Origin of the sequence: Massilia sp. TSP1-1-2 (genome assembly GCF_049896185.1) — a bacterium.
In the GTDB taxonomy this organism is placed as follows: Bacteria; Pseudomonadota; Gammaproteobacteria; order Burkholderiales; family Burkholderiaceae_D; genus Telluria_A.
Genome location: NZ_JAFCTU010000030.1, coordinates 1 through 20805, shown reverse-complemented (window position 1 = coordinate 20805; position 20805 = coordinate 1). Strand labels below are relative to the sequence as shown.

The 20805-nt window shown below is 59.9% G+C and carries 11 protein-coding genes; 4 read left to right on the top strand and 7 right to left on the bottom strand.

The genetic code is table 11. The annotated features are described in order from the left end of the window. Nucleotides 1-40 precede the first annotated feature (40 nt). The 3 genes from ACP7BV_RS21245 (at nucleotide 41) to ACP7BV_RS21235 (ending at nucleotide 6390) form a co-directional block, all read left to right on the top strand. Complete coding sequence (locus ACP7BV_RS21245) at nucleotides 41-2329, top strand: ATP-binding protein (protein ID WP_426106622.1); 2289 nt, start codon at nucleotides 41-43, stop codon at nucleotides 2327-2329. Further along, on the top strand, nucleotides 2326-4683 hold the full coding sequence (locus tag ACP7BV_RS21240; protein WP_426106621.1) for an ATP-binding protein: 2358 nt from the start codon (nucleotides 2326-2328) through the stop codon (nucleotides 4681-4683). The genes ACP7BV_RS21245 and ACP7BV_RS21240 overlap by 4 nt, the downstream gene beginning before the upstream one ends. Before the next feature lie 96 nt (nucleotides 4684-4779). Beyond that, nucleotides 4780-6390, top strand: a complete 1611-nt coding sequence (locus tag ACP7BV_RS21235) for a response regulator (RefSeq protein ID WP_426106619.1) — start codon at nucleotides 4780-4782, stop codon at nucleotides 6388-6390. A 58-nt stretch (nucleotides 6391-6448) separates the two neighbouring features. Here ACP7BV_RS21235 and ACP7BV_RS21230 read toward each other — a convergent pair whose 3' ends face one another. The 4 genes from ACP7BV_RS21230 to ACP7BV_RS21215 are packed head-to-tail and all read right to left on the bottom strand — an operon-like array spanning nucleotide 6449 to nucleotide 13510. After that, the gene (locus ACP7BV_RS21230; protein WP_426106618.1) at nucleotides 6449-7696 is read right to left on the bottom strand and encodes a tetratricopeptide repeat-containing protein; all 1248 of its coding nucleotides are present in this window, start codon (nucleotides 7694-7696) and stop codon (nucleotides 6449-6451) included. 36 nt (nucleotides 7697-7732) lie between these two features. After that, nucleotides 7733-10858 carry a TIR domain-containing protein gene (locus tag ACP7BV_RS21225; RefSeq protein WP_426106617.1) on the bottom strand — a complete coding sequence of 1042 codons (3126 nt, stop codon included), beginning with the start codon at nucleotides 10856-10858 and terminating at the stop codon, nucleotides 7733-7735. Then, a complete protein-coding gene (locus ACP7BV_RS21220) occupies nucleotides 10848-12503 on the bottom strand; it encodes a serine protease (RefSeq protein WP_426106616.1) in 1656 nt (551 codons plus the stop codon). Before ACP7BV_RS21220 ends, ACP7BV_RS21225 begins: the two co-directional genes overlap by 11 nt. A 2-nt stretch (nucleotides 12504-12505) precedes the next feature. Further along, nucleotides 12506-13510, bottom strand: coding sequence for a hypothetical protein (locus ACP7BV_RS21215; RefSeq protein WP_426106615.1), 1005 nt, complete (start codon nucleotides 13508-13510; stop codon nucleotides 12506-12508). A 335-nt stretch (nucleotides 13511-13845) separates the two neighbouring features. Between ACP7BV_RS21215 and ACP7BV_RS21210 the strand changes: the two genes are divergently transcribed. Then, nucleotides 13846-16611, top strand: a complete 2766-nt coding sequence (locus ACP7BV_RS21210; RefSeq protein WP_426106614.1) for a TonB-dependent receptor — start codon at nucleotides 13846-13848, stop codon at nucleotides 16609-16611. A gap of 129 nt (nucleotides 16612-16740) precedes the next feature. Here the strand turns inward: ACP7BV_RS21210 and ACP7BV_RS21205 are convergent, their stop codons facing one another. The 3 genes from ACP7BV_RS21205 to ACP7BV_RS21195 all read right to left on the bottom strand — a co-directional run bounded on the left by ACP7BV_RS21205 (nucleotide 16741) and on the right by ACP7BV_RS21195 (nucleotide 20275). Beyond that, entirely contained in the window at nucleotides 16741-18285 is a 1545-nt protein-coding gene (locus ACP7BV_RS21205; protein WP_426106613.1) for a diguanylate cyclase domain-containing protein, read from the bottom strand. Nucleotides 18286-18363: 78 nt separating this feature from the next. Continuing rightward, nucleotides 18364-19851 carry an RAD55 family ATPase gene (locus tag ACP7BV_RS21200; protein ID WP_426106611.1) on the bottom strand — a complete coding sequence of 496 codons (1488 nt, stop codon included), beginning with the start codon at nucleotides 19849-19851 and terminating at the stop codon, nucleotides 18364-18366. 13 nt (nucleotides 19852-19864) lie between these two features. Further along, on the bottom strand, nucleotides 19865-20275 hold the full coding sequence (locus tag ACP7BV_RS21195) for a hypothetical protein (RefSeq protein WP_426106610.1): 411 nt from the start codon (nucleotides 20273-20275) through the stop codon (nucleotides 19865-19867). Nucleotides 20276-20805 lie beyond the last annotated feature (530 nt).

Genomic DNA, 20805 nt, shown 5'->3' with positions numbered 1-20805 from the left:
GGACGGGCGTCCCGAGCTCTACAGCACCAAGCGCGATGGGTTGGCGATCGCCAGCTGCGACAGTGAACCGGTGCAAACCCCGGGCTGCGTGCAAGCCCATGGGGCCTTGCTTGTGCTGCGGCTATCGGATTTGCGCATTGTGCAGGCCAGCGAAAATGCCGCCGCTGTATTGGGACAGTCTGCCGAGCAACTCTTTGAGCAGTCTATCTGTACCGTGATCGGTGTCGAGGGCCAATCCCGCTTGCGCAGCTTGCTGGATCAAGAAGCAGTTTTTTGCAATCCTGTGTATCTGATGACGTTGCCGAGCACTCATACGGGCACTGGCGACGCGGTGCTCGACGTGGCCGTGCACACCATCGACGGCGTGGCGGTGCTGGAATTTGAAGCCACCAGCCATACCGTCGAACCCAAGCCCGACTATTACGCCCTGGTCAAAACGACCTTGGCAAAGTTGCAGTCGGCGAGCTCGCTACAACAGTTTTGCGATGTGGTCACGAACGACGTGCGGGGGCTCACTGGTCTGGACCGAGTCATGGTCTACAAGTTTCACAACGACGGGCACGGCGAGGTATTGGCAGAGAGCCGGCGCGATGACATTCCATCTTGGCTCGGTCTGCACTATCCGGCCGAAGACATTCCCAAACCGGCGCGCGCCATCTTCACCAAAACGTGGATACGGCCTGTGTCGGACGTTTCCGGTGCGCTCGCTGAGCTCGTTCCGCTCGCCAACCCGGATACCTGCGCACCTTTGAACATGACGCACTGTGTCTTGCGCGGCGTTTCCATCATGTACACCGAGTATTTGCGCAACATGGGCGTGACGGCGGCGCTGACCTTGGCTATCCGGCGCGACGATAAACTGTGGGGTTTGATTGCCTGCCACCACTACGACGGGCCGCGCCATATTCCGTATCACATCCGCGCGGCCTGCGAGTTCCTGGCGCAGGTGGTCTCGCTGCAACAGCAAGCGACCGAAGAGAAGGAGCACCTGGCTTACCGCCTGAAAATGGAAGGCGTGCACCAAGTGTTGTTGGCCGCGGCCGCACGCGACGGTGGCCTGGCCGGCCTCATCAACGGCACGCCATCGCTGTTGAACGGGATCGATGCGGGCGGCGCCGCGCTCTACTATCTCGAGCGCTGGTGGTGCATCGGCAATACGCCTACCGACGATGAGCTGACCGGTCTGGGCAATTGGCTCAGCGCTGTCATGCTCCCGGCGTGCCCGCGTCCCCTGTACGTGACGGCCAAGCTGGCCCAGGCGTACGCCCCTGCCGCCGGGTTCGCCAAGGTGGGTAGCGGCTTGATTGCCGTGCCAGTTTCGGCCAACAGAAAAGACCTGATACTGTGGTTTCGCCCAGAAACGATCCAGACCGTGAACTGGGGCGGCAACCCCTACGATAAGCCCACCGTGCCGGGCGCAAACGGTCCGCGCTTGACCCCACGCCGCAGTTTTGAACGTTTTGCCGAATCGGTGCTGCAGCAGTCGCTGCCGTGGCGACTGGTTGAAATCGACGCTGCTGCCAGCCTGCGGTTCATGCTCGCCGAGTGGGTGGCCGGACAGACCGGACGGCGTACGGTGCTGCATGCCGACTTGGCGCGCAGTAACGCGGACCTCGATGCTTTCGTGTACGTCGCCAGCCATGATTTAAAAGAGCCCTTGCGCGGCATTTATCGCTACGCACATCAATTGCTGGAAGATGTTGTATCAATCGATGACGAAAGCCGTCGCAAACTCGACGGTTTGGTACGACTCACCGTGCGCATGGATGGCTTGCTCGATTCGATGCTGCACTTCTCGCGGGTGGGCGGGACCGATCTTTTGCTGGAACAGGTTGACCTCAACGAGATTCTGGCGGAGGCCCTGGATTTTCTTGGCTCACGCACCATCGACAAGGAGCATGCAGTGGCGGTGCCGCGCCCGCTGCCGACGGTGCTGTGCGACCGGATCAGGTGCCGGCAGATTTTTGTCAATCTGCTGTCCAATGGGCTCAAGTACAGCGACACTGCCAACCAGCGCCTCGAAGTCGGCTATATCGCGCCAAACGACAGCCACCCGCGTCCGCACTGCCCCCAGAAGATACTGGGCCAGGCCATTTTCTACGTGACCGACAACGGCATCGGTATCCAGGCCAAGCACCATCAGCAAATTTTCAAACTCTTCAAGCGGCTGCACGGCCACGACAGCTACGGCGGCGGCAGCGGTGCAGGGTTGACCATCGTTCGCAAGCTCGTTGAGCAACATGGCGGACAGGTCTGGGTCGATTCCTCGGCAGGCCAGGGATCGACTTTCTATTTCACACTGCCAAGCAAAGCATCACCCATCCAATGACGACGATCGACAGCAAGGCGACAACGCCCGCTCTCCTTTCCCAACCGTATAGTATCAAGCGGGAAGGCGTGAACTTTTACAACTGCGACAGCGAACCGGTGCGCATTCCCGGCTGCGTGCAGGCGCACGGCGCCCTGCTGGTACTGCGGCTGGCGGACCTTTGCATTGTGCAAGCCAGTGACAATGTCCAAGGCGTGCTCGGACACGCCCTTGAGTCTATCCTGAACCAGCCGGTTGGTGCCGTGATCGGTGCCGAGGGCGAGGAGCAATTACGCATTCTCCTCGCCGCGCAAGCGCTGGATGGTAATCCAATGTATTTGCTATCGCTGAAAGACGACCGGGGCCAAGCGGACCAAGCCGGACTGATCGACGTGACGGTCCATGTGATCGACGACGTTGCAATCCTCGAGTGTGAAACAACCAGCCGCAGCACCGCTGGAAGCTTCGACCATTACGCCTTTGTCAAAAAAACCGTTGCTCGGCTTCAGACAGCCGATTCACTATTGCATTTTTGCGCCCTGGCCGCCGATGAAATCCGCGAAATGACGGGCATGCACCGGGTCATGGTGTACAAGTTCCATCAGGATGGCCACGGCGAAATTTTCGCCGAGAGCAAACGCGCCGATCTGGCGCCATGGCTCGGCATGCATTTTCCGGCAGAAGATTTTCCCAAACCGGCGCGCGACATGTTCAGCAAGATCTGGTTCCGTCCGATTCCCAACAGCGCTGGTACGCTGGCGGAAATGGTCCCGCTGCTGCATCCCGATACCAATGCCCCGCTCGACATGACGTACTGTTTTCTGCGCGGCGTGTCGGTTATGTACACGGAATACCTGCAAAATATGTTGGTAAGCGGCTCTGCCGTCATGGCAATTCGCCGCGAGGGCCAGCTATGGGGCCTGATCACCTGCCACCACTACGACGAGCCCAAGCACCTGCCCTACCAGGTGCGGGCGGCATGCGAGTTTTTAGCCCAGGTCATCTCGCTTCAGCATAATGCCGTCGAGGACAGGGAACACCTGGCCTACCGTCTCCAAATGGACTCGGTGCATCACCAGCTGGTGACGGTCGCTTCGCGCGAAGGTGGGCTCGGCGCCCTGGCCGGTGGCCCAATTTCCCTGATGAACGGCGTTCAAGCAAGCGGCGCCGCGCTGTACCACGATGGTCAATGGTACTGTGTTGGCACGACTCCTGAAACCACGCAGCTTACGCAGCTCGGTGAATGGTTGAACAATTTTCAGTTCTCCGGGAATCCGAAAAGGCTGTATGCCACCGATAGCCTCGCGCGCGATTACCCGGCGGCTGCCGCCTTTGCCGCCGTGGCGAGCGGCTTGTTGGCGGTGCCGCTGTCGCGCAGCGGGCGCGACTTATTGCTGTGGTTTCGCCCGGAAACGATCCAGACCGTGAACTGGGCCGGCAATCCACACGACAAAGTCATGGTGCCTGGCCCGAACGGGACCCGCCTGACCCCGCGCGCCAGTTTTGCCTTGTTTGTTGAATCGGTGCGCGAACGCTCGCTGCCATGGACGTCGGTGGAGTGCGAGGCAGTGGCCAAGCTGCAGCAGCAGTTGGTCGAACTGGTGATTGACAATGCCGAGCAGCGCTTGTCGCTGAACGCCGAACTGGCCAACAGCCACGCAGAACTCGATGCGTTCAACTATGTCGCAAGCCACGATCTGAAAGAACCCTTGCGTGGCATTCATCAATACGCGTTCCAACTGGCGCAAGACGCCGTGCTGCCCGATCACAAGGACCGCGGCAAGCTCGACCGGATGATGCGCCTGACCGTGCGCATGGACAGCCTGCTCGAGTCGCTCCTGCACTTTGGCCGCATCGGGAAGGCGGCATTGACGCTTGAAAGCGTCGATTTCAACGAGATTGTCGCGGAGGCGGTCGAGATGGTGGTTCGGCCCGCGGATGCGCAGGTCGAGATTGTCCTGCCCCGGCCGATGCCGATCGCAAACGGCAACCGTGGCTGGTGCAGAGAGGTGTATATTCACCTCATTGCAAATGCACTATGCTTTACCGATACCGTTCCAAAGCGCATCGAGATTGGGACCATTGAGGTCGGTGAACCACATCCAAGGCTGGGCTGTCCGGAAAATTCGCAGCAGCACAGGATTTTTTACGTAGCCGACAACGGCATCGGTATCCCCGCCGTGCATTTTTCCCAAATTTTCAAGCTTTTCAAAAGACTGCATGGGCGCGACGAGTATGGTGGCGGCGCCGGTACCGGTTTGACGGTAGTGCGCAAACTGGTAGAGCGACACGGTGGAAAAATATGGCTCACTTCGCTGCCTGGGAGCGGAACAACGTTCTATTTTACTGTGCCCCATGGGGAGGCGCGTCAATAACATGGATATGGACACCTCGCACGGTTGGTTGGCAAAGCCCTGCATGGACACGCGACTTCCTGCAAGTTGTGCAGCGCCGGGCGCGGGCATTGGTTCATGACCGCCCTTCCCACGTCTGACTGGCGCATCGTCATCATTGACGATAGCCCGGACGACTGCGGCGAGATCCGACGCCTGCTGCTGCGTGGCAGCATGGAGCGCCGCTACATTTTTTCCGAGAGCCAAACTGGGGGGGCGGGCGTGGACGCCGTCTTGCGTAGCCCGGCCTTGCCCGATTGCGTGGTGCTCGACTTTAACTTGCCCGATATGGATGCACTCGACGTGCTCGCGGCCCTGGCCGGCCCCGACGGCTTGCCAATTTGCCCGGTGGTGGTTCTGACCGGAGGCACCGGCCCCGAGGTTGGACGCCTGGTGCTGCGCGCCGGAGCCCAGGACTACATTGCCAAAGACGGACTCACGCCGCTCGCCCTCACCCGCATTGTCGAGAACGCCGTCGAGCGCCTGACAATGGCGCGTGAACTCATTGGACGCAATGCCGCGTTGACCCGTTCTGAAAAAGCGCTGTCGGATGCGGATCGCCGCAAAAACGAATTTATTGCAACACTGGCGCACGAACTGCGCAACCCGCTGGCGCCCATCGCGAGCGGCCTGCAAGTGCTGCGCTTGAGGAGCGATTTCGCGTCGTCGCATGGCATCCTCGATATCATGGAGCGACAACTGTGCCAGGTGACGCGGCTGATCGACGACCTGCTCGATATTTCCCGCATCACGAGCGGCAAGGTGCTGCTGCGTTTGCAACGCGTGCTGGTGGACGTTGTCATGGAAGAAGCTGCCGAGGCGGCCCAGCCACTGATCTGCGCTGCTCAGCACACCTTGCACGTCACCCTGCCGCAGCAGCCGTTGTGGATCGAGGCCGATCCCGCAAGGCTGGTCCAGATGATTGGCAACTTGCTGAGCAATTCAGCAAAATACAGTGAAAATGGCAGCACTATTGCGCTCTCCGCACGGTCGGAGGGCGCCAACGTTGTGATTGAAGTCGCCGATACCGGCCTGGGAATTCCTCGGCAAATGCTCGATCAAGTGTTCGACATGTTCACGCAGATCAACAATACACTGGACCGGGGTCAGGGCGGCTTGGGCATTGGCCTGGCGCTGGTCAGGCAACTGGTGGAAATGCACGGTGGAAGCATTGCTGCCGAAAGCGCCGGTCCCGGTCTTGGCAGCACTTTTTCAATCCGATTGCCGATAGCTGCCGCGCCGCCCAACCGGTTTGTCACCCTGCCCGTCGGTATGCCGGCACAGTTGCCTCGTCGCCGCGTTCTCGTTGTGGACGATAACGTCGACGCCGTCACGATGCTGACGATGATGCTCGACCTTTCAGGGCATCAAACCTGCTCGGCCTTTAGTGGAGAGGAAGCGCTGATGGTTGCTATCGACTTTCTTCCTGACGTGGTCTTCATGGACATTGGCCTTCCTGGCATGAGCGGCTACGAAGCGGCGCGGCAATTTCGCGCGGCGCCGCAGTTACAGGTAGCCTTCCTGATCGCGCTGACCGGATGGGGCAGCGCAGAGGATCGGCGGCGCTCGAATGAAGCCGGTTTTGACGCCCATTTGACCAAGCCGGTTGAATTTGCCGCCATTGACACCATGCTGCGGCAGTTCAGGACAAACGACAATGACCGCGGCGTCGCCTCCCAAGCACCTTGAAACGGGCTTGGGGTGCGTCCCGCTCGGGCCGGCGCCACGGGCCCGAGCCTGCACCGATTTACTTAGTCGTGCGTGCGGCACTATGCAAGGCCGCTTGTTTGCCCGCAGCAAAGGAATCGCGTTCCCATTGTTCCGGCGCTTGCTGGACAAAGGCGTGTTCCTGTTGCGCGCCTTCGTCGATGCGGCCCAGCGCGAAATAACAATTGGCCAGCGTCGCGTGCATCCACTTGCGGTCCGAACGCTCTTCAAACGACGGCGCCGCCATGGCCGCAGTCAATTGTTCGATCAATTCCTGCCGGACCTTGGTGGCCGACATGCTGTCATACATGCTTTGCGCGGCATCGCTCTGGATGCCAGAGCGAAAATCATAACAGGTGGCAAGGTTTTCGCCGTTGTAGTAATCGCGCCTTAATACGAACCCCCGGCCGTAGTAACGAATGGCCGTCTCCAGGTCCGCCCGGTCATGCTGCAGCTGCCAGCGCTGTTTGTGCATGGCGCCGGCAATTCCCAGCGTTTCAGGATCGTTCGAGCCTTCGGGGTCGAGCGCGGCGATCACGGCAATGCCCGCCGATAATGCCGCGCCGGACGATGGCAACTGGGACTTGTAGGTGGCTAGCGCCAGTTTTTGCACGATCGACGGATCTCCCGGTTTCAGCTGTTCGGCGGCGGCGAACGCGCTGGCCGCCTGGTTAAACTGGTCGGCGCGCAAGGCCTGGTTGCCCGCGCTCAAGTGCCCGCTCAACTGCCCATGCATGCTTTCAGCCTGGCTCAGCAAGGCTTCGTACTTGTCGTCGTTTAACCGGGGCTGGCGCAGTCTTGGCAAAAAGGTATAGACCGGGCTGTCGGCCTTGTGTTCGGCCATGACGGAGTCGATCAGCTTTCCCAGGGCCAGGCGCGCGCGCAGCGCTTCGCGGTGGCCAATGTCGGCGCCGAGGTGTTCATAGTGCAGCGTACTGACGTGATTGAGGTCGAACGAGAGCCTGCCGGCCGACTCCTTGATGATGATGGTCGAGTGCGGCCTGAGCGCGTGCCGAACGCCAAGCTCATAGACCGCATTCACATTGCCTGTCGAAATATCGGCAATCACCAGTTCCGAGCGCAGCAGCATGTCGTACATGGGCATGTCGATCAGGCCGGAATGCGTGATCTCATCGGCCCGGATGCAGCGCATGCCTGCCGCCACCACCGCCGGCCGGATGATGGCCTCGTAGGTGGCATCCATGTCGAGCGTGCGCCCTGATTCGTAATCCGTCTTTTTACCAAAACCCATCACCACGAAACACACCTTGCGTTGGTCATCGGCCATCACGTTCTCCCATGCTGAGCTGTCAAGCTGAAAAATTCAATTTTTGTGTTCGCCGCCGAGGCGCGCCGCCAGCCAGTGGCCGATCGCGGCCATGCGGCCCGGGGCCGGAGCGGCCAGCAACAGCGCGTCCGGCTGCACGTGGTAGCGCGCCAGATCGGCGCGGCTTAACTCGCGCCCGGCTGCGGGCAATTGCTGGCGTACCGCCGCGCGCAGGGCGGCTCCCTGGGGCAGCACCGGGAGCATGAATGCCCTGCCCCCGCTGACGACGAAAAAACGCTTTCTGTCCGGATGGGCCAGCAGTGCGTTGCCGCGCATATTCGCACCATGCTCGGCTCGCAGGTCGGTGTAGGCATACGGCCTGGGGCCGGCGCCGGCCCATTGCCGCACCATGCCGTCGTGCGATACGGTGAACACGCTCTCGCCGTCCGCGCCAACTTGCAGCCGGTCGATCAGGTAACTGTCGCTGATGATGCCGGCGCGGCCCTGCGCATCGACGAGGTGAGCCACCCCACGTTCGATGTAAGCGAACTGTCCGCCCGGGCCGAATGCCAGCGGGCCGAGCGCGGCGTCTTTATCGATCAACAAACTCGACAGCAGCGTGCCGGAGCGCGCGTCCCATCGCCGCAAGCGAGCGTCCCTTCCCATGATCAGGGCTTGGGCGCCATCAAGGCGCAGCAGCGCCTGAGCATGGATTCCTTGGTCCGAATAGACCCGGTCAGGTTCGACCAGGCGCCGCATGAGTTTTCCATTGTCGGTCGCATACAGGGCGCCATCGCCGCGCTCGTCAGCGGCAAGCACGGTGGCGCCGTCGGCGCTGCCCGACAAGGCGGACAGTGCCCTGCCGGTCGCGATGAAAGGCGCCGTCGCTGGTTCGTCGCCCAAAGAGACGATGGTCCCGTCGGCAAACCCTGCCAGCAAGCCGTGTTTGCCTGGAACGATGCCGACCGGCCGTCCCGGGCCGTGAAACAATTTTATCGGCGCTTGTGCGGTCGCCAAGTGCCAGCCATACACATCGCCATTGTCCAGCCCGACGACCAGGCGCTGCCGGCGTGCATCGAAGCGCATATGGATCACATCGGATGCGCCCAGCCACGCGCCTGCCATCAGGCGCGCAACACCGGCAGAGGCATCGAACACGCTGACATGGCCTTCGGACGATCCGATGGCCAGGAATCTGCCGTCGTCCGAGAGCTGCATTGTGTTGCTGTACGCGGGCGCCCGCGTCCAGTTGTCCGCGGTGCCGACCACGTTCGGCACCGACGGCGCGCCCGCCGCACCCACGCCAACCTGCACTGTGGCGCCCGTCAAGTCCAGTGTCATGCGGTGAAAAGGGTCGGTCTGCAGTATGGCTGGCGCGTTGGGCGGGTGCACCCGCCACGCACCCACTTTGCCCTGCACCGCCGCGCCGTACACCGTGCTGGCGTCCGCATTAAAGCTGAGCGCAAACAGCGCGCCGGGATTATCATTGCCGATCTGGCGCGTGTGGCCGGTGTCCAGGTCGCAGACGTAGATCTTGCCCTGGTCCGTGCCCACGGCCAGCAAGTTGTGGCGCGCGGCGTAACCGGCGCCGTAAGGCATCTCCGCGACGTTTTTCTTGAACAGCGTGCGCCCGCTTGCCACCTGCGACACGGTGACCTGGCCGTCGGCATCGAACACGAACAATTTGTCGCCGTCTTCCGAGATAAAACTGTTGACCGCCATCTCGACGGCATCGGGAAAGCGATGCCGCACCTTGCCTTGCAGGTCACTGATCCAGGTGAAGTAATGGTTGACTCCCGCATCGTTGCCAACCAGGCTCAATCGACCCTGCCCGGCGCTCAAGTGCACGAACTGGGGCACGATTCCGGCCGGGATTGGCAAGTTGCGCTCCGTGGCCAGGCTGGGGAGCGCCACCAGCGTTGCCGTCGGCATGGGCGCCTTGCCCACTGCAGTCAACACCACGGCCTGGTGGCCGCTGCTGTCGGGCGAGATGCTGCGGATCTCGTCTGCTATTTTTCTTCTCGACGGCGTGTTGGCAGCGATGTCCCACCAGTACAGATTGCCCGCCTTGTCGCTGGCCAAAACGCCGTTGAGCCCGGCTACCAGACGCGCTTCCAGCAGCGCCGCCTTGCCTTCGTGCTTTAACCTTGACAGAACCGGCACGGCCTTGTCCCCGGCCAGATTCCAGCGCACAAATTCGCCCGCACCATTGATCGTCAACAGCTCTTGCGGCTTATCCGGACGCGGAACCGCCAGCAGCGTGTCGCTCTTGCCCGTGGACAGGTGCAAGCTTTCAGTGAGGCGCTGGTTGGCGTTGTTGAGCGCCACTTCGGCCTGCCATACCAGCGGCCTGTCCTGGGTGGCCGACGGCAGCGCGTGCAAGGCCATGCGCGCCGCCAGCGACACGGCGCCATCCTTGAGTGCCTGCTGGGACAGCAGCGCCATCTGTTCGGATGCGCGTTGCTGCGCCACCCGCGTTTCGTGCTGCGCCTCTTTGGCGGCACTGATGGCGAGCCAGGCCAGCGTGGAAAACAGCGTCAGCAGCACGGCAGCGCCGCCGGCGGAGAATTGGCGCCGCCGGCGCGTGCGCAAACCATCGCGGTTGACCAGGTCGTCGTAGTCCAGCCCCGGCAGCAAGGCCGCCATCAGGCGCAGCGTTGCCGTGCGCAAGCCATGCTTTGCCACGTCGGGCGCGAGCGGACCGTCGCCGTCGGCGGCGCCAGTATCGAGCAACGCCGGCGCGAACCATTGCGCCACCTCGGCGCTGGACGCGGCGTGGGCGCCGACGAGGACGGGCAAGATCTTGCCATCGGGGCGCAAGCGGCGAAACGCCTTGACCTCCTTGTCGACCCAGACTGAACGCGCGGCATGCGGGCTGCACAGCACGATCAGGTGGGCTGAATTAGCCAGCGCCTCGGTCAACACCTCGGAAATTTGGCCACCGGCCGACAATTCGTCCTCATCGCGAAACACGCGGCCGATGCGTCTTGGGTCGGGCCGCACGCACAGGTCGGCATCGGGCGTCACGCCGGCCGGCAGCTGATAGCGCTCCAGTGCATGGCTCAGCGCTTTTGCCAGCTTGTGGTCGGCGTGGCTGTAGCTGAGAAAGGCGCAGTAACTGAGTTGCTCCTTGTGCTCCTTGCGCTCCTTGCCCGCTTGCGGCGCGGCGCGCTCAAGCGGCATCGGGACCGGCCATTGCCGCACCAAGGCTTGCCAGGCGAATGCCGGCGCGAATCGCCTGGATCGTCACGCCTTCGTTGGCCTGGTACACAGTGCCGGCCGGGCGGAACCTGGGCATCGTGGACGAACCGCCATGATGCAGCGCGATGAGGCGCCAGTCTTCATTAAATACCGGGCTGCCGGAGCTGCCAGGATCGGTCGGCGTGCGGTAATGCACGAGGCGGTTGGCGTCGTCGACGGCCAGCAGTTCACTGTCATGCACGGCGATCTGCAGGCCGCTGCCGCGCGGATGGCCGATGACGTAGGCCTTGGCCTGGCCGTCGACGATCGGCAAGAGCGCGCTCACTTGCAGCACGCCATGGCCAGTTGCCTGTTCCAGGCGCGCCACGCTCACGTCCAGCAAACCCTCCGCCTGGCTTGGCTGGCCCAAGGGGCCGGGCGGCGACGTCAACAGGATCTCGGCAATTTTGTGAAAGACCGGCTTGCCATCGGCAGGATAGTCCAGCTCGAACGTGACGAGCGCGTCGCTTGGGCGGATTGCTCCCGGGACGGTATCGCTGAGCACGTGCGCATTGGTGACAAAGACCGGGCCGGCGCCGCCCAGCCCCAGCGCGGCGCCATCGAGCAGAAAGCCGGTGCCCAGGCGCACGCCATGGCTGTTGCACACGCAGCCGATCGAGGCGCAGGCGCTTAAAATTTGCTTGATGGTGTCGATGGAAAACGCGCCCGTTCCCTGAAAATTGCGTTCGAGTTCGTTTTGCTCGGCGCGCGAGGCGGGCGGCGTGAGCGACAGCAAGGACAGGCGCGCCATCTGGTGCCTGGCAATGATCGAGGCTAGCCGGTCTTGCGCTTGCACGCCGCCGTCGAGCGCGCGGGCGTCCCAGATCTCGCGCAACTGGCGCCCCAGACTCTCCAGCATGAACGGCGTGCACTGGGGGGCGTGCAACAGGCGGTAGAGCCATAGTTCCGCATGGTCCGGTTCGTCCAGGGCAAGGTAGACTTCAGCCATGCTGGCCATCTTCCATGGGCTGTCCACGGCTCGCTGCTGCATGTCGGACAGCAGTTGGCGGGCCAGCTCGCGCGAGGAAACTGGCGCCAGGCCCGTCATGCCGATGCGCTCGGCGCGGGCCAGCAAGGCAAGCGCGTTCACCCCGTGCCAGTAGTTGGTCAGGCGGTTGTCGAGGTAGGCATGATGGTAGGCGTCAAACGCTTGCACCAGGCGCGCCGGATCGCCATCGTCGACGTACGCCTGCTTGCAGATGCGCGCCTTTTGCCCCCGGTATTCGGCCAGTTCCACATGCACCGTGCGCGCGCCGGCAGTGCGCTGCACGGCCTCGATGGCCTGGTCCAGTAACGCATCGGCCTGCTGCAAGTGCGACAGCTCGATCAGCGCTTGCGCATAATGCTTGGCCAGCAGCGCAGAAAAGTCGCGGCAGGCAAACCACGCCTGGCCGATGTGCAGCGTGAGGGCGAAATGCCGTTCGCGGTTCAAGGCGTTGCATGCCTTCCAGGCGCCGGTGGCGTCGTAGCGGCCCGGTTCGGTTGCAATCCCGTCGGCGATGGTGTGCACCGCCTTACTCAAATCCCATACGGGCACGTCCGGGCAGTGCCCCGTCAGGATCGACGTTACCAGCAACTGGGGCGTCATGCTCAATCCCGGCTGATGCCGGCTGCCTCGGCGATTGCCGCGCGCATTTTTGAACCCGCCAAATAGTGCGTGATCGTGTGGCGCCAGCTGCCCCAGTTCGGTTCGCGGATATCGGTGACCGCTTTGCCATTGACGGCCAGGAAATCGTTGGCAAAGCGCGGATCGGCGCCGCAAATCGGGTCGAGCGGATCGTAAATGTTGATCCAGTGCGTCAGTTTCTGGTCGGGGAAGTCGATCCGCTTGGCGTCGACGGCGATCAGTTCATCCTGCACTTCGCGAATGCCCAGCGGCGAGCCGGCGGTGATCAAGGTGTCCACCGGCACGCAATCGGGGCAGTTGCGCAGCACGTCATAGGCGAGCATGGTTCCCATGCTGTGCGACACCAGGATCACTTTTTCCGCTTCGGCGCTGGCCGCCGCCAGCGTTTGCAGCAGCTTGTTGCGCAAGGCGCTGCGGACCTGGAAGGTGGCGCCGTCGCGGCGCGTGTATTGTTTGTCGAACAAATAGTAATAAGCCTCCATCGCCGCTTTTTTGATGACGGCCTGGCGCACCGCGCGCGGCAGGAAGCCGGCCACTTCGTACCCGGCGGCGCCGCTGGCGATGAGGGCGGCGTCGGCCGGGTCGTTCAGGTGCAGATTGGCTTCCAGCCGGGCTTCGAAGGCTTGCAAGAAGGCCTGTTCGCGCGGCGTGACGCCGCTGGCGCTCTTGAACAATGGGTCGGCCTCGGCCAGACCGTCGACGGCCAGTTCGCTTTGCGCGGAGGCGTGTTCGTAATAGGCGTGGAAGTCTTGTTCGTAGTCGTCGCCGTAAAACACGTCCGCGTAATAGCAAAAGCTGGTGGAAACGCCATTGCTGCCGAGCTTGACGCCGCGGTTGGGCGCGGGGAACGCGGACGGCATCGGGTTATCGCGTTCCAGACCCCACAGCCAGATCCGTTTTAATTCCGCAGGAGAAGGTTTTTTGGACAGACCATGTATGAATACGACTGCAGCCCGGTTTTTTGGCATGAAGTTTCTCCTTGATCAGCATGTGGGATGGCAAAGATGCTAGCTGACTTAGTTTGCGAATGCGCAACTAATTTGAGGGCATTGCTAAAAGCTTACGGTCGCGGCCAGAATTGGTGGCTTGCAGTAGTCCAGGTTGGCCAACTTGGCCCATGGCAATGCGATGCGAGGAGAGGCGCCAGATTGAACCCGATTTTTTTTGCATTGCATTGGAAGACTCGGCATGGCTGGCCGGTCGATAATGTTTGCCGAGCGAACATAAGTAAAGATACAATCTTGCAATATTCTTATGCAAACATGCCAGGCGATTACCGCCCTCACTCCCGGAAAAATATACGATGAGCAAGCTTTACCACAGCCCTACCTTTCCTTTTAACCGCACGCGCCTGGGAAGGGCCGTTCGCCTGGCGCTTGGCGCGGGAGCCATGGGCGGCCTGCTCGCGCAGGGCGCCGCGTGGGCCCAGTCCGGCGCGAGCGCTGACGAGAGCACCATGCAGCGGGTGGAAATCACCGGTTCTGCCATCAAGCAGCTGGCGTCCGAAACGCCGTTGCCGGTTCAGATCGTCACGCGCGACCAGATCGACAAGGCCGGCGTCACCACCGCTGCCGAACTGATGGCGCGCATCTCGTCGAACGTGGGCGGGCTGACCGATGGCGCCAGCATCAATGTGGGCGGCGACCAGCGCGGTTTCAACAGCGCCAACCTGCGCGGCATTGGCACCTCGTCGACACTGGTGCTGCTCAATGGACGGCGCATGGCCAACTTCGCCTCCCCTGGGGACGATACCGGCGTTGACTTGAACAATATTCCTGCCGCCGCCATACAGCGCGTGGAAGTGCTGCTCGACGGCGCCTCGGCGCTGTACGGCACGGATGCGATCGGCGGCGTGATCAATTTCATCACCCGCAAGGATTTTCGCGGCGTGCAGATGAGCGCCTACGGCATGGGCACGCGCGAAGGCGGCGCCGGCAAGCGCGCGGCAACGCTCAGCCTGGGCGCCGGCAACCTGGAACAAGATGGCTACAATGTGTTTGCCATCGCCGACGTGCAGCGCACCGCGCGCCTGGGCACGGAGCAGCGCCGCTTCGTCGGCGAACTTGACATTGCGCAGCGCCTGGGCCACCTGCTGTCCGGCTTTACCAGCCCGGCGAATATTCGCCTGACGTCCACCCAGCGCGACCACCTGCAGGAAACCGGCTTTGAGCTGAACGGCCGGCCCATCACCAACCGGCTGATCAACCTGTCGATTCCCGCCTGCAATCCGCCGGCGAACCTGTATCTGCCCGCCGGCACGGGCGGGGTCGATGGCTGCACCTACAATTACATGGGCGACACGGAACTGTATCCCGAATCGACCAAGCAAAACCTGCTCGGCCGGGGCGTGCTCAAGGTGGGCGCGACAGCCCAGGCCTACGCCGAAGTGGCGCTGAGCCGTTCGCGCACCAACTACGTCGGCTCGTCGGCGCGGGTGACCGGCTACATCGATTACCGCAAGGTGCCGGCGCTGGCTAACACCGGACTGGACCAGCTCGACGACGACACTCCGGGCGAACTCGCACTGCGCATGCGCCTGTCGGACGCGGGCCGGCGCACCAGCGAACTGACCAGCGAGAGCCAGCGCTACGTGGTGGGTTTGACTGCCAGCGCCGCTGGCTGGGATGTGGACGTCGGCTACAACCACAGCGTCAACACCGTCAAGGACAAGGATACCCACGGTTACGTCTTGTACGACCGGCTGCTGCAAGGCGTTGCCGATGGCCTGGTCAATCCGTTTGGCCCGTCCAGTGCGCAAGGCGTGGCGCTGCTGGACAGTATCCAGGTCAACGATGTGGTGCGCCGCGCGCGCGGCACCATGGACACGCTCGACTTCAAGGCCACCCGCGCCTTGGCCACACTGCCAGGCGGCGAACTGGGCGTGGCGGTGGGCGGCGAAGTGCGGCGCGAGCGCACCGACTTTACGCCGTCGGCCCTGCTGATGAGCGACAACATCAACAATGACGGCGCCCCCGAAGGCGGCAAGGCCACCAGCGACCGGCGCCGGGTTGGCGCGCTGTTTGGCGAGATTCTGGCCCCGTTCAGCAAGCGCTGGCAGGGCCAGTTGTCGGCCAGGTACGACCACTACCAGCAGGTGGGCGGCGCGCTCAGTCCAAAACTGGGACTGGCCTTTACACCCAACAAATCCGTGATGCTGCGCGCCTCGGCCGGGCGCGGCTTTCGGGCGCCGTCGATGTCCGAACTGCACCGTCCGACCGTCTACAGCGCCACCGCCACCCTGCCCGACCCGGTGTATTGCGCAACGGTTGAGAACAACTACGCCGACTGCGCCGACAACTGGGATACGCGCCGCTACAGCAATCCGAACCTGAAGCCGGAACGCAGCAGCCAGTATTCGGCCGGGCTTTTGATCGAGCCGGGCAAGCACTGGAACGCCAGCCTGGACTACTGGCACATCAAGCGCACCGACTTGATCAGCGAGATTGGCGACGACGTCATTTTGGGCAACCTGGCCAAGTACGGCAACCTGGTGCATCGCGACGAAGACGGTTACATCGACTACATCGAGCTGCACAAGGAGAATCGCGGGGCCCAGGTGGCCAGCGGCATCGATGTGGTGCTCGACCTGCACCGCATCGACACCGCCGCCGGCCGCTTTGGCGCCCGCCTGAACGGCACCTACGCGCTCTCTTCCAAGATCCAGACCGGCCCCGGCGACGCCTTTATCAGCAACCTGGGCAAGTTCGTCACCGACGGCGTGGTCCAGCGCTGGCGCCACACGGTCAGCGCGGACTGGGAACGGGGCGCGCTGTCGGCCAGCCTGTCGAACACGTTTTCGTCGGCCTATACCGACCAGAATTCGGCCATCAATACTGACGACGGCAGCGTGGTGGCGCCCAACCGCGTGCGCGCTTATGCGCTGTGGGACATGTCGCTCGCTTACGCGCCAAGCAGCATGCTCAAGCTGCGCGCCGGCGTCCAAAACATGTTCGACCGCGCGCCGCCCTACTCGAACCAGGCGTATTACTTTTTGTCGGGTTACGACCCAAGCTATACCGATCCGCGCGGACGGCGCCTGTACGCAAGCGCGAATTACACGTTTCGGTAAGCCACGCAGGGGCGCCAAAGGGGGCCGCTTGCAATCCTGCTCGCGGAATTGAGCGCTAGTACAAAGAGCCCCAAGTGAGTTTTCTATTAATTTAAAGTTTGAAAAGTCGGAATTTCCAGCGGTTCCGGCTTACAACTCTCTTTTGGAAAATTCGATTTTTTCGGAACGCGACAAAGCCTTGTCGGCAATTTGACTATTGCAACTAACTCCCAACTGCCTCGGCAAAGTGACTCTAAACTGGCTGCCAAGTCCTCTTCCGTCGCTATTTGCGGTTACGCTGCCGCCATGCGCTTCGACTAGCTCCTTCACAAGAGCCAAACCGATACCAAGCCCTTTGCCATCAAAGCGCGTGGCGTGAGAATCCTGAACAAACAATTTAAAAACGTTCGGCAATGCCTCAGCTGTGATACCAATTCCAGTGTCTGTTATCTCTACAATAACCGACGTCTCGTTTATCTCGACTGTCAATTCAATCGTTTTATCCTTAGGGGTATATTTCGACGCGTTATCAAGCAGATTTCCAAAAATTTGATTTAAGCGAGTCGGGTCTGCGAATATCTCCACTGGAAAATCAGGCAGATCGCAACATAGTATCTGGCGACGCTCGTCGATAGAAGCATGAGTTGTTTCGACGACTTGTGCAATCACTTCTAAGATGTCTACAAGCGTTCGCTTAAGACGCAATTTTCCAGTCGATATGCGCGACATGTCGAGAACGTCGTCCAACAGCGTTGACATGTGAACCACTTGCCTGTCAATGATATCCTGAACTTTCATTCCGATTGCGGCTTCCGGCGGTGCCTGCTTTAACACTGACAAGACGTTGCGAAGTGAACTGAGAGGATTGCGCAACTCATGCGCGAATAATGCTAGAAACTCAGTTTGCCGACGCAGCGCCTGATCGGCGCCGGCCCGCAGTTCCTGCGCAGTTAGCGTGGAATTGGCCAACTGTTCATCGGCACTTCTGCGAAGCTTTTCTCGTCGGTCTTTTTCTGCCAACAAATTTTTGTGTGGCATTAGCGGTGGTACGAGGTGTGTTCCCAGAATCTCGTGCGAAATTGTTTTCCCACAAAAAAAGAACCTGCCGTTTCCAATACGCTTGGCTGCACACATTGCTTTTTCGGCCAGTGCGATAAGCATTTCTGCTTCATCTCCGTTGTCCGGGTATAAACTAATACCAATGCTCGCTGTGAGGCGAATGGCATAGGTGCCAACTCGGTGCGGTGCACGAAGGGATGAAATAATCTGTTCTACGACAGCGACTACGTCCGAAACTTCGGATATCTCTTCAAGAAGAATCACAAATTCGGCACCTCCGTACCTGCAGACCGTATCCGCCTTGCGGCTGGCAGCGGTGAAGCAACGCGCGGCGATCTTTAATACCTGGTCGCCTGTTGCATGTCCAAATGTGTCGTTGATATGCTTGAATTTGTCCAAGCCGAGAAAAAGAAGCGCTAGTCGTTCTCCCCGGCGTTTTGCGTTTACAATTGCGTGTTGAAACCGATCAAGGAGGAGAACACGGCTTGACAACCCTGTCAGCGCGTCAAGCCCGGCCGAGAACGTTATATCGCGCAACCTTTTTTCGCTGGCGTCGCGCTCAGAATGGGCCTGCAACATGGCCATCACCAATTTTTCGTTGGCTTCGACAAGCTCCAGTTGACGCTCGCTATTCATGAATTTTCGAGCAATAAGTAGTTATCGAACATGACGTAAGCTCCCCCGCGAAGTAGCACTTGTGTCACCGTAGAACGCTTACGTACGAGTTGTAGACTTTGAAACTTTTCTCGACGGCGTTGCCTCGCGTTTCTTTGTCGGTCTACCACCAAGCAATCCCTCTTGGTCGATAAGCATGTCACCAATTTGAACACCATTTTTGTCGATGGTGTATTCCCGTAATTCATCAGAATGCTCGCTGGCACGCACTTTCACAACGGCCATCAGCCGTCGCAAACGGCTCTCGACCTCAATGTACCGCTGTACGATAATGGCGTCTGTCAAAAATGCAGTGCCGTACGGGCTAAAACGCAAATCTGAATAGCGGTCTTCAAGTTCACATGTCATCACGACAGTTACCTGCGCATCCGCTAACGTTGTCACTAAACGCAGCATCGATTCGCGAAAATCTTCTCGAAAAGTCGGCGCCAACGCAAGTTCAAAACCGGAGAGTGAATCAATTAGAACGCGCGTCGCCTTGGTCTGGCGAATTGCATTGACCAACAAGACGATTATTTCATCGACAGAAAGATCGGGACTGCTCGTATTTATCACAGTCACAGAGCCATCATTGACCAGTTTCGCCAAAATAGGATTTCGCGATTTTTTAGCGGGACGTTGCTCGAAAGCTGCTATGACACCGGTTTCTCCGACTCGAGCGCCCTCAGCGAGAAACGCCGCTGCCAAAACACTTTTTCCAGAACCCGATGGCCCTGCGATCAGTAGCGAGAAGCCCTGTGGTAGGCCGCCGCCCAGCATATCGTCCAATCGCGCAATACCAAAGAGCAGGCGAGGACTCAATTCAATCTCATCCACGATCTCTGAAATGCGCACTGGCGCGAAAATTTTGATACCTTCTTCATTGATGCGAAACGAATGCTGGCCAGGTATCGTTGCCTGCCCACGCATTTTCACAATCTCAACCTTACGTACCATTGAATTAACATGATTGCTCTGACGCAGCCAGATTAAACCGTCCGCAACCGTAAATATCGGATTGACATCGCCAGGTTCCGCGTATTCACCGATTAAAAAGGTGGTTGCTTGCCAACTTGTCATCGTCATTCCGAGTTGCTGCACGAAATGCTCTAACTGATTTCGGACGTTATCGTTCTGGGCTGCAGCCCGCACTACCGAGCGGAATGAGTCTACAAAAACAAAAGCCGGCTTGTGATTCTTGACCTCCTCGATGATCCGAGCGAGCACGAGATCGAGGTCACCAGTCAGCGTTTCATCAGAAAGATTGACGAATCGAACAGAGCTATTAATGGCATCATCATCGAAAAAATCGAACTGCTGCTGATAACGCAGCATTTTAAGCGGAGGCTCACCTAAAATCGTTAAAAACAGAGCTGAACGTTCAGTCGTAGCCAACGAAAACATCATTTGGTGGGCAAGCGTTGTCTTACCGCATCCCGGTTCACCGGCAATCAGGTTGAAGGAAAGTTCAGGCAACCCCCCACCAAGCAATTCATCCAGTCCCGGCACACCAGTCAAAAGGCGTTTGATTTTTACTTTTGTACGCATAGCGAAGTGTCCTTCATAACTTGACTGTTAGTAGCGGGTCTAGTACCGGCCGAAGTAGCCGTTCAGTAAGCGAAAGGCCAATCAAGTCCACAAGCCTGTTCAAAAATGATGACAGTAAAGCATCGCTTGCCGCTGCGAAGTCAATCGTGTCCTGTTTTAAGAGGAGTGCGCGAAGAGCCATTAAATCCATATCAGGGTGACCGTCTTGCGAAAGCGTTGCAAGCCAAGGATACGACTGCCCAGTAACTTCGATGCTTTGAAAAAAAAGCGCATTGAAGCCGCCCTTGCCGATTATTCGCCGCATGACAGAGTCTATACCCTCCCATGCCGCCACGATAGTTTCAACGGTGCACGACGCGTCTTGCCCCCGCTTTACTTCCTCGGAGTAACAATTAATCACCCAACTGACCGGTTGGTTTTCCATAAGGGAGCGCCATGACTTGGGAAGTGAATGTGAGTTGCTATTGGCGGAGCAGTTGCAAGTATGAAATACCGAAAACTGCAAGCGTGTGTGATGCGGTTGCATCAGTTGCTTTTTCTTGCAGTATGGACCTTTTTGCGAACAGACGTGTAGATATTTTGGTTTTGTCGCATTGCTAATGTCGGCGGGCCGATCAGGATGGGGCTTGTCGCGTTGTATGGTCAACAATGAAATGTACTACGAACGAAATTGAGTTGATTCCGGAAATTTCGGCGGTTACGGCTTGCAGCCCCTTGCAGGAGTGAACTATGCATGATGTCGGCCCGGATGAACAGGCAACATGTTAGCGCATGCGCGGGGGGGCAAAACCCAATCCACCCAAGTTAGCGATGGGCGTGCATTTCAGTAAATTATTATCAATTTTTTCACAATAACACTTGACATCACCTTAAAATCGCGGCGTCCAGCATGGATTTTTACTATCCATGCCTGCCATGTCCGTTCTGACCACGCTGTTCCAAGATTTCGCCGCG

What these genes read in the sequence shown, in the direction of transcription:
- ACP7BV_RS21235 (WP_426106619.1), top strand. Translation starts at nt 4,780, where the DNA reads ATGACCGCCCTTCCCACGTCTGACTGGCGCATCGTCATCATTGACGAT.
- ACP7BV_RS21195 (WP_426106610.1), bottom strand. Translation starts at nt 20,275, where the DNA reads ATGGAAAACCAACCGGTCAGTTGGGTGATTAATTGTTACTCCGAGGAA.
- ACP7BV_RS21230 (WP_426106618.1), bottom strand. Translation starts at nt 7,696, where the DNA reads ATGGCCGATGACCAACGCAAGGTGTGTTTCGTGGTGATGGGTTTTGGT.
- ACP7BV_RS21205 (WP_426106613.1), bottom strand. Translation starts at nt 18,285, where the DNA reads ATGAATAGCGAGCGTCAACTGGAGCTTGTCGAAGCCAACGAAAAATTG.
- ACP7BV_RS21210 (WP_426106614.1), top strand. Translation starts at nt 13,846, where the DNA reads ATGAGCAAGCTTTACCACAGCCCTACCTTTCCTTTTAACCGCACGCGC.
- ACP7BV_RS21240 (WP_426106621.1), top strand. Translation starts at nt 2,326, where the DNA reads ATGACGACGATCGACAGCAAGGCGACAACGCCCGCTCTCCTTTCCCAA.
- ACP7BV_RS21215 (WP_426106615.1), bottom strand. Translation starts at nt 13,510, where the DNA reads ATGCCAAAAAACCGGGCTGCAGTCGTATTCATACATGGTCTGTCCAAA.
- ACP7BV_RS21225 (WP_426106617.1), bottom strand. Translation starts at nt 10,858, where the DNA reads ATGCCGCTTGAGCGCGCCGCGCCGCAAGCGGGCAAGGAGCGCAAGGAG.
- ACP7BV_RS21200 (WP_426106611.1), bottom strand. Translation starts at nt 19,851, where the DNA reads ATGCGTACAAAAGTAAAAATCAAACGCCTTTTGACTGGTGTGCCGGGA.
- ACP7BV_RS21220 (WP_426106616.1), bottom strand. Translation starts at nt 12,503, where the DNA reads ATGACGCCCCAGTTGCTGGTAACGTCGATCCTGACGGGGCACTGCCCG.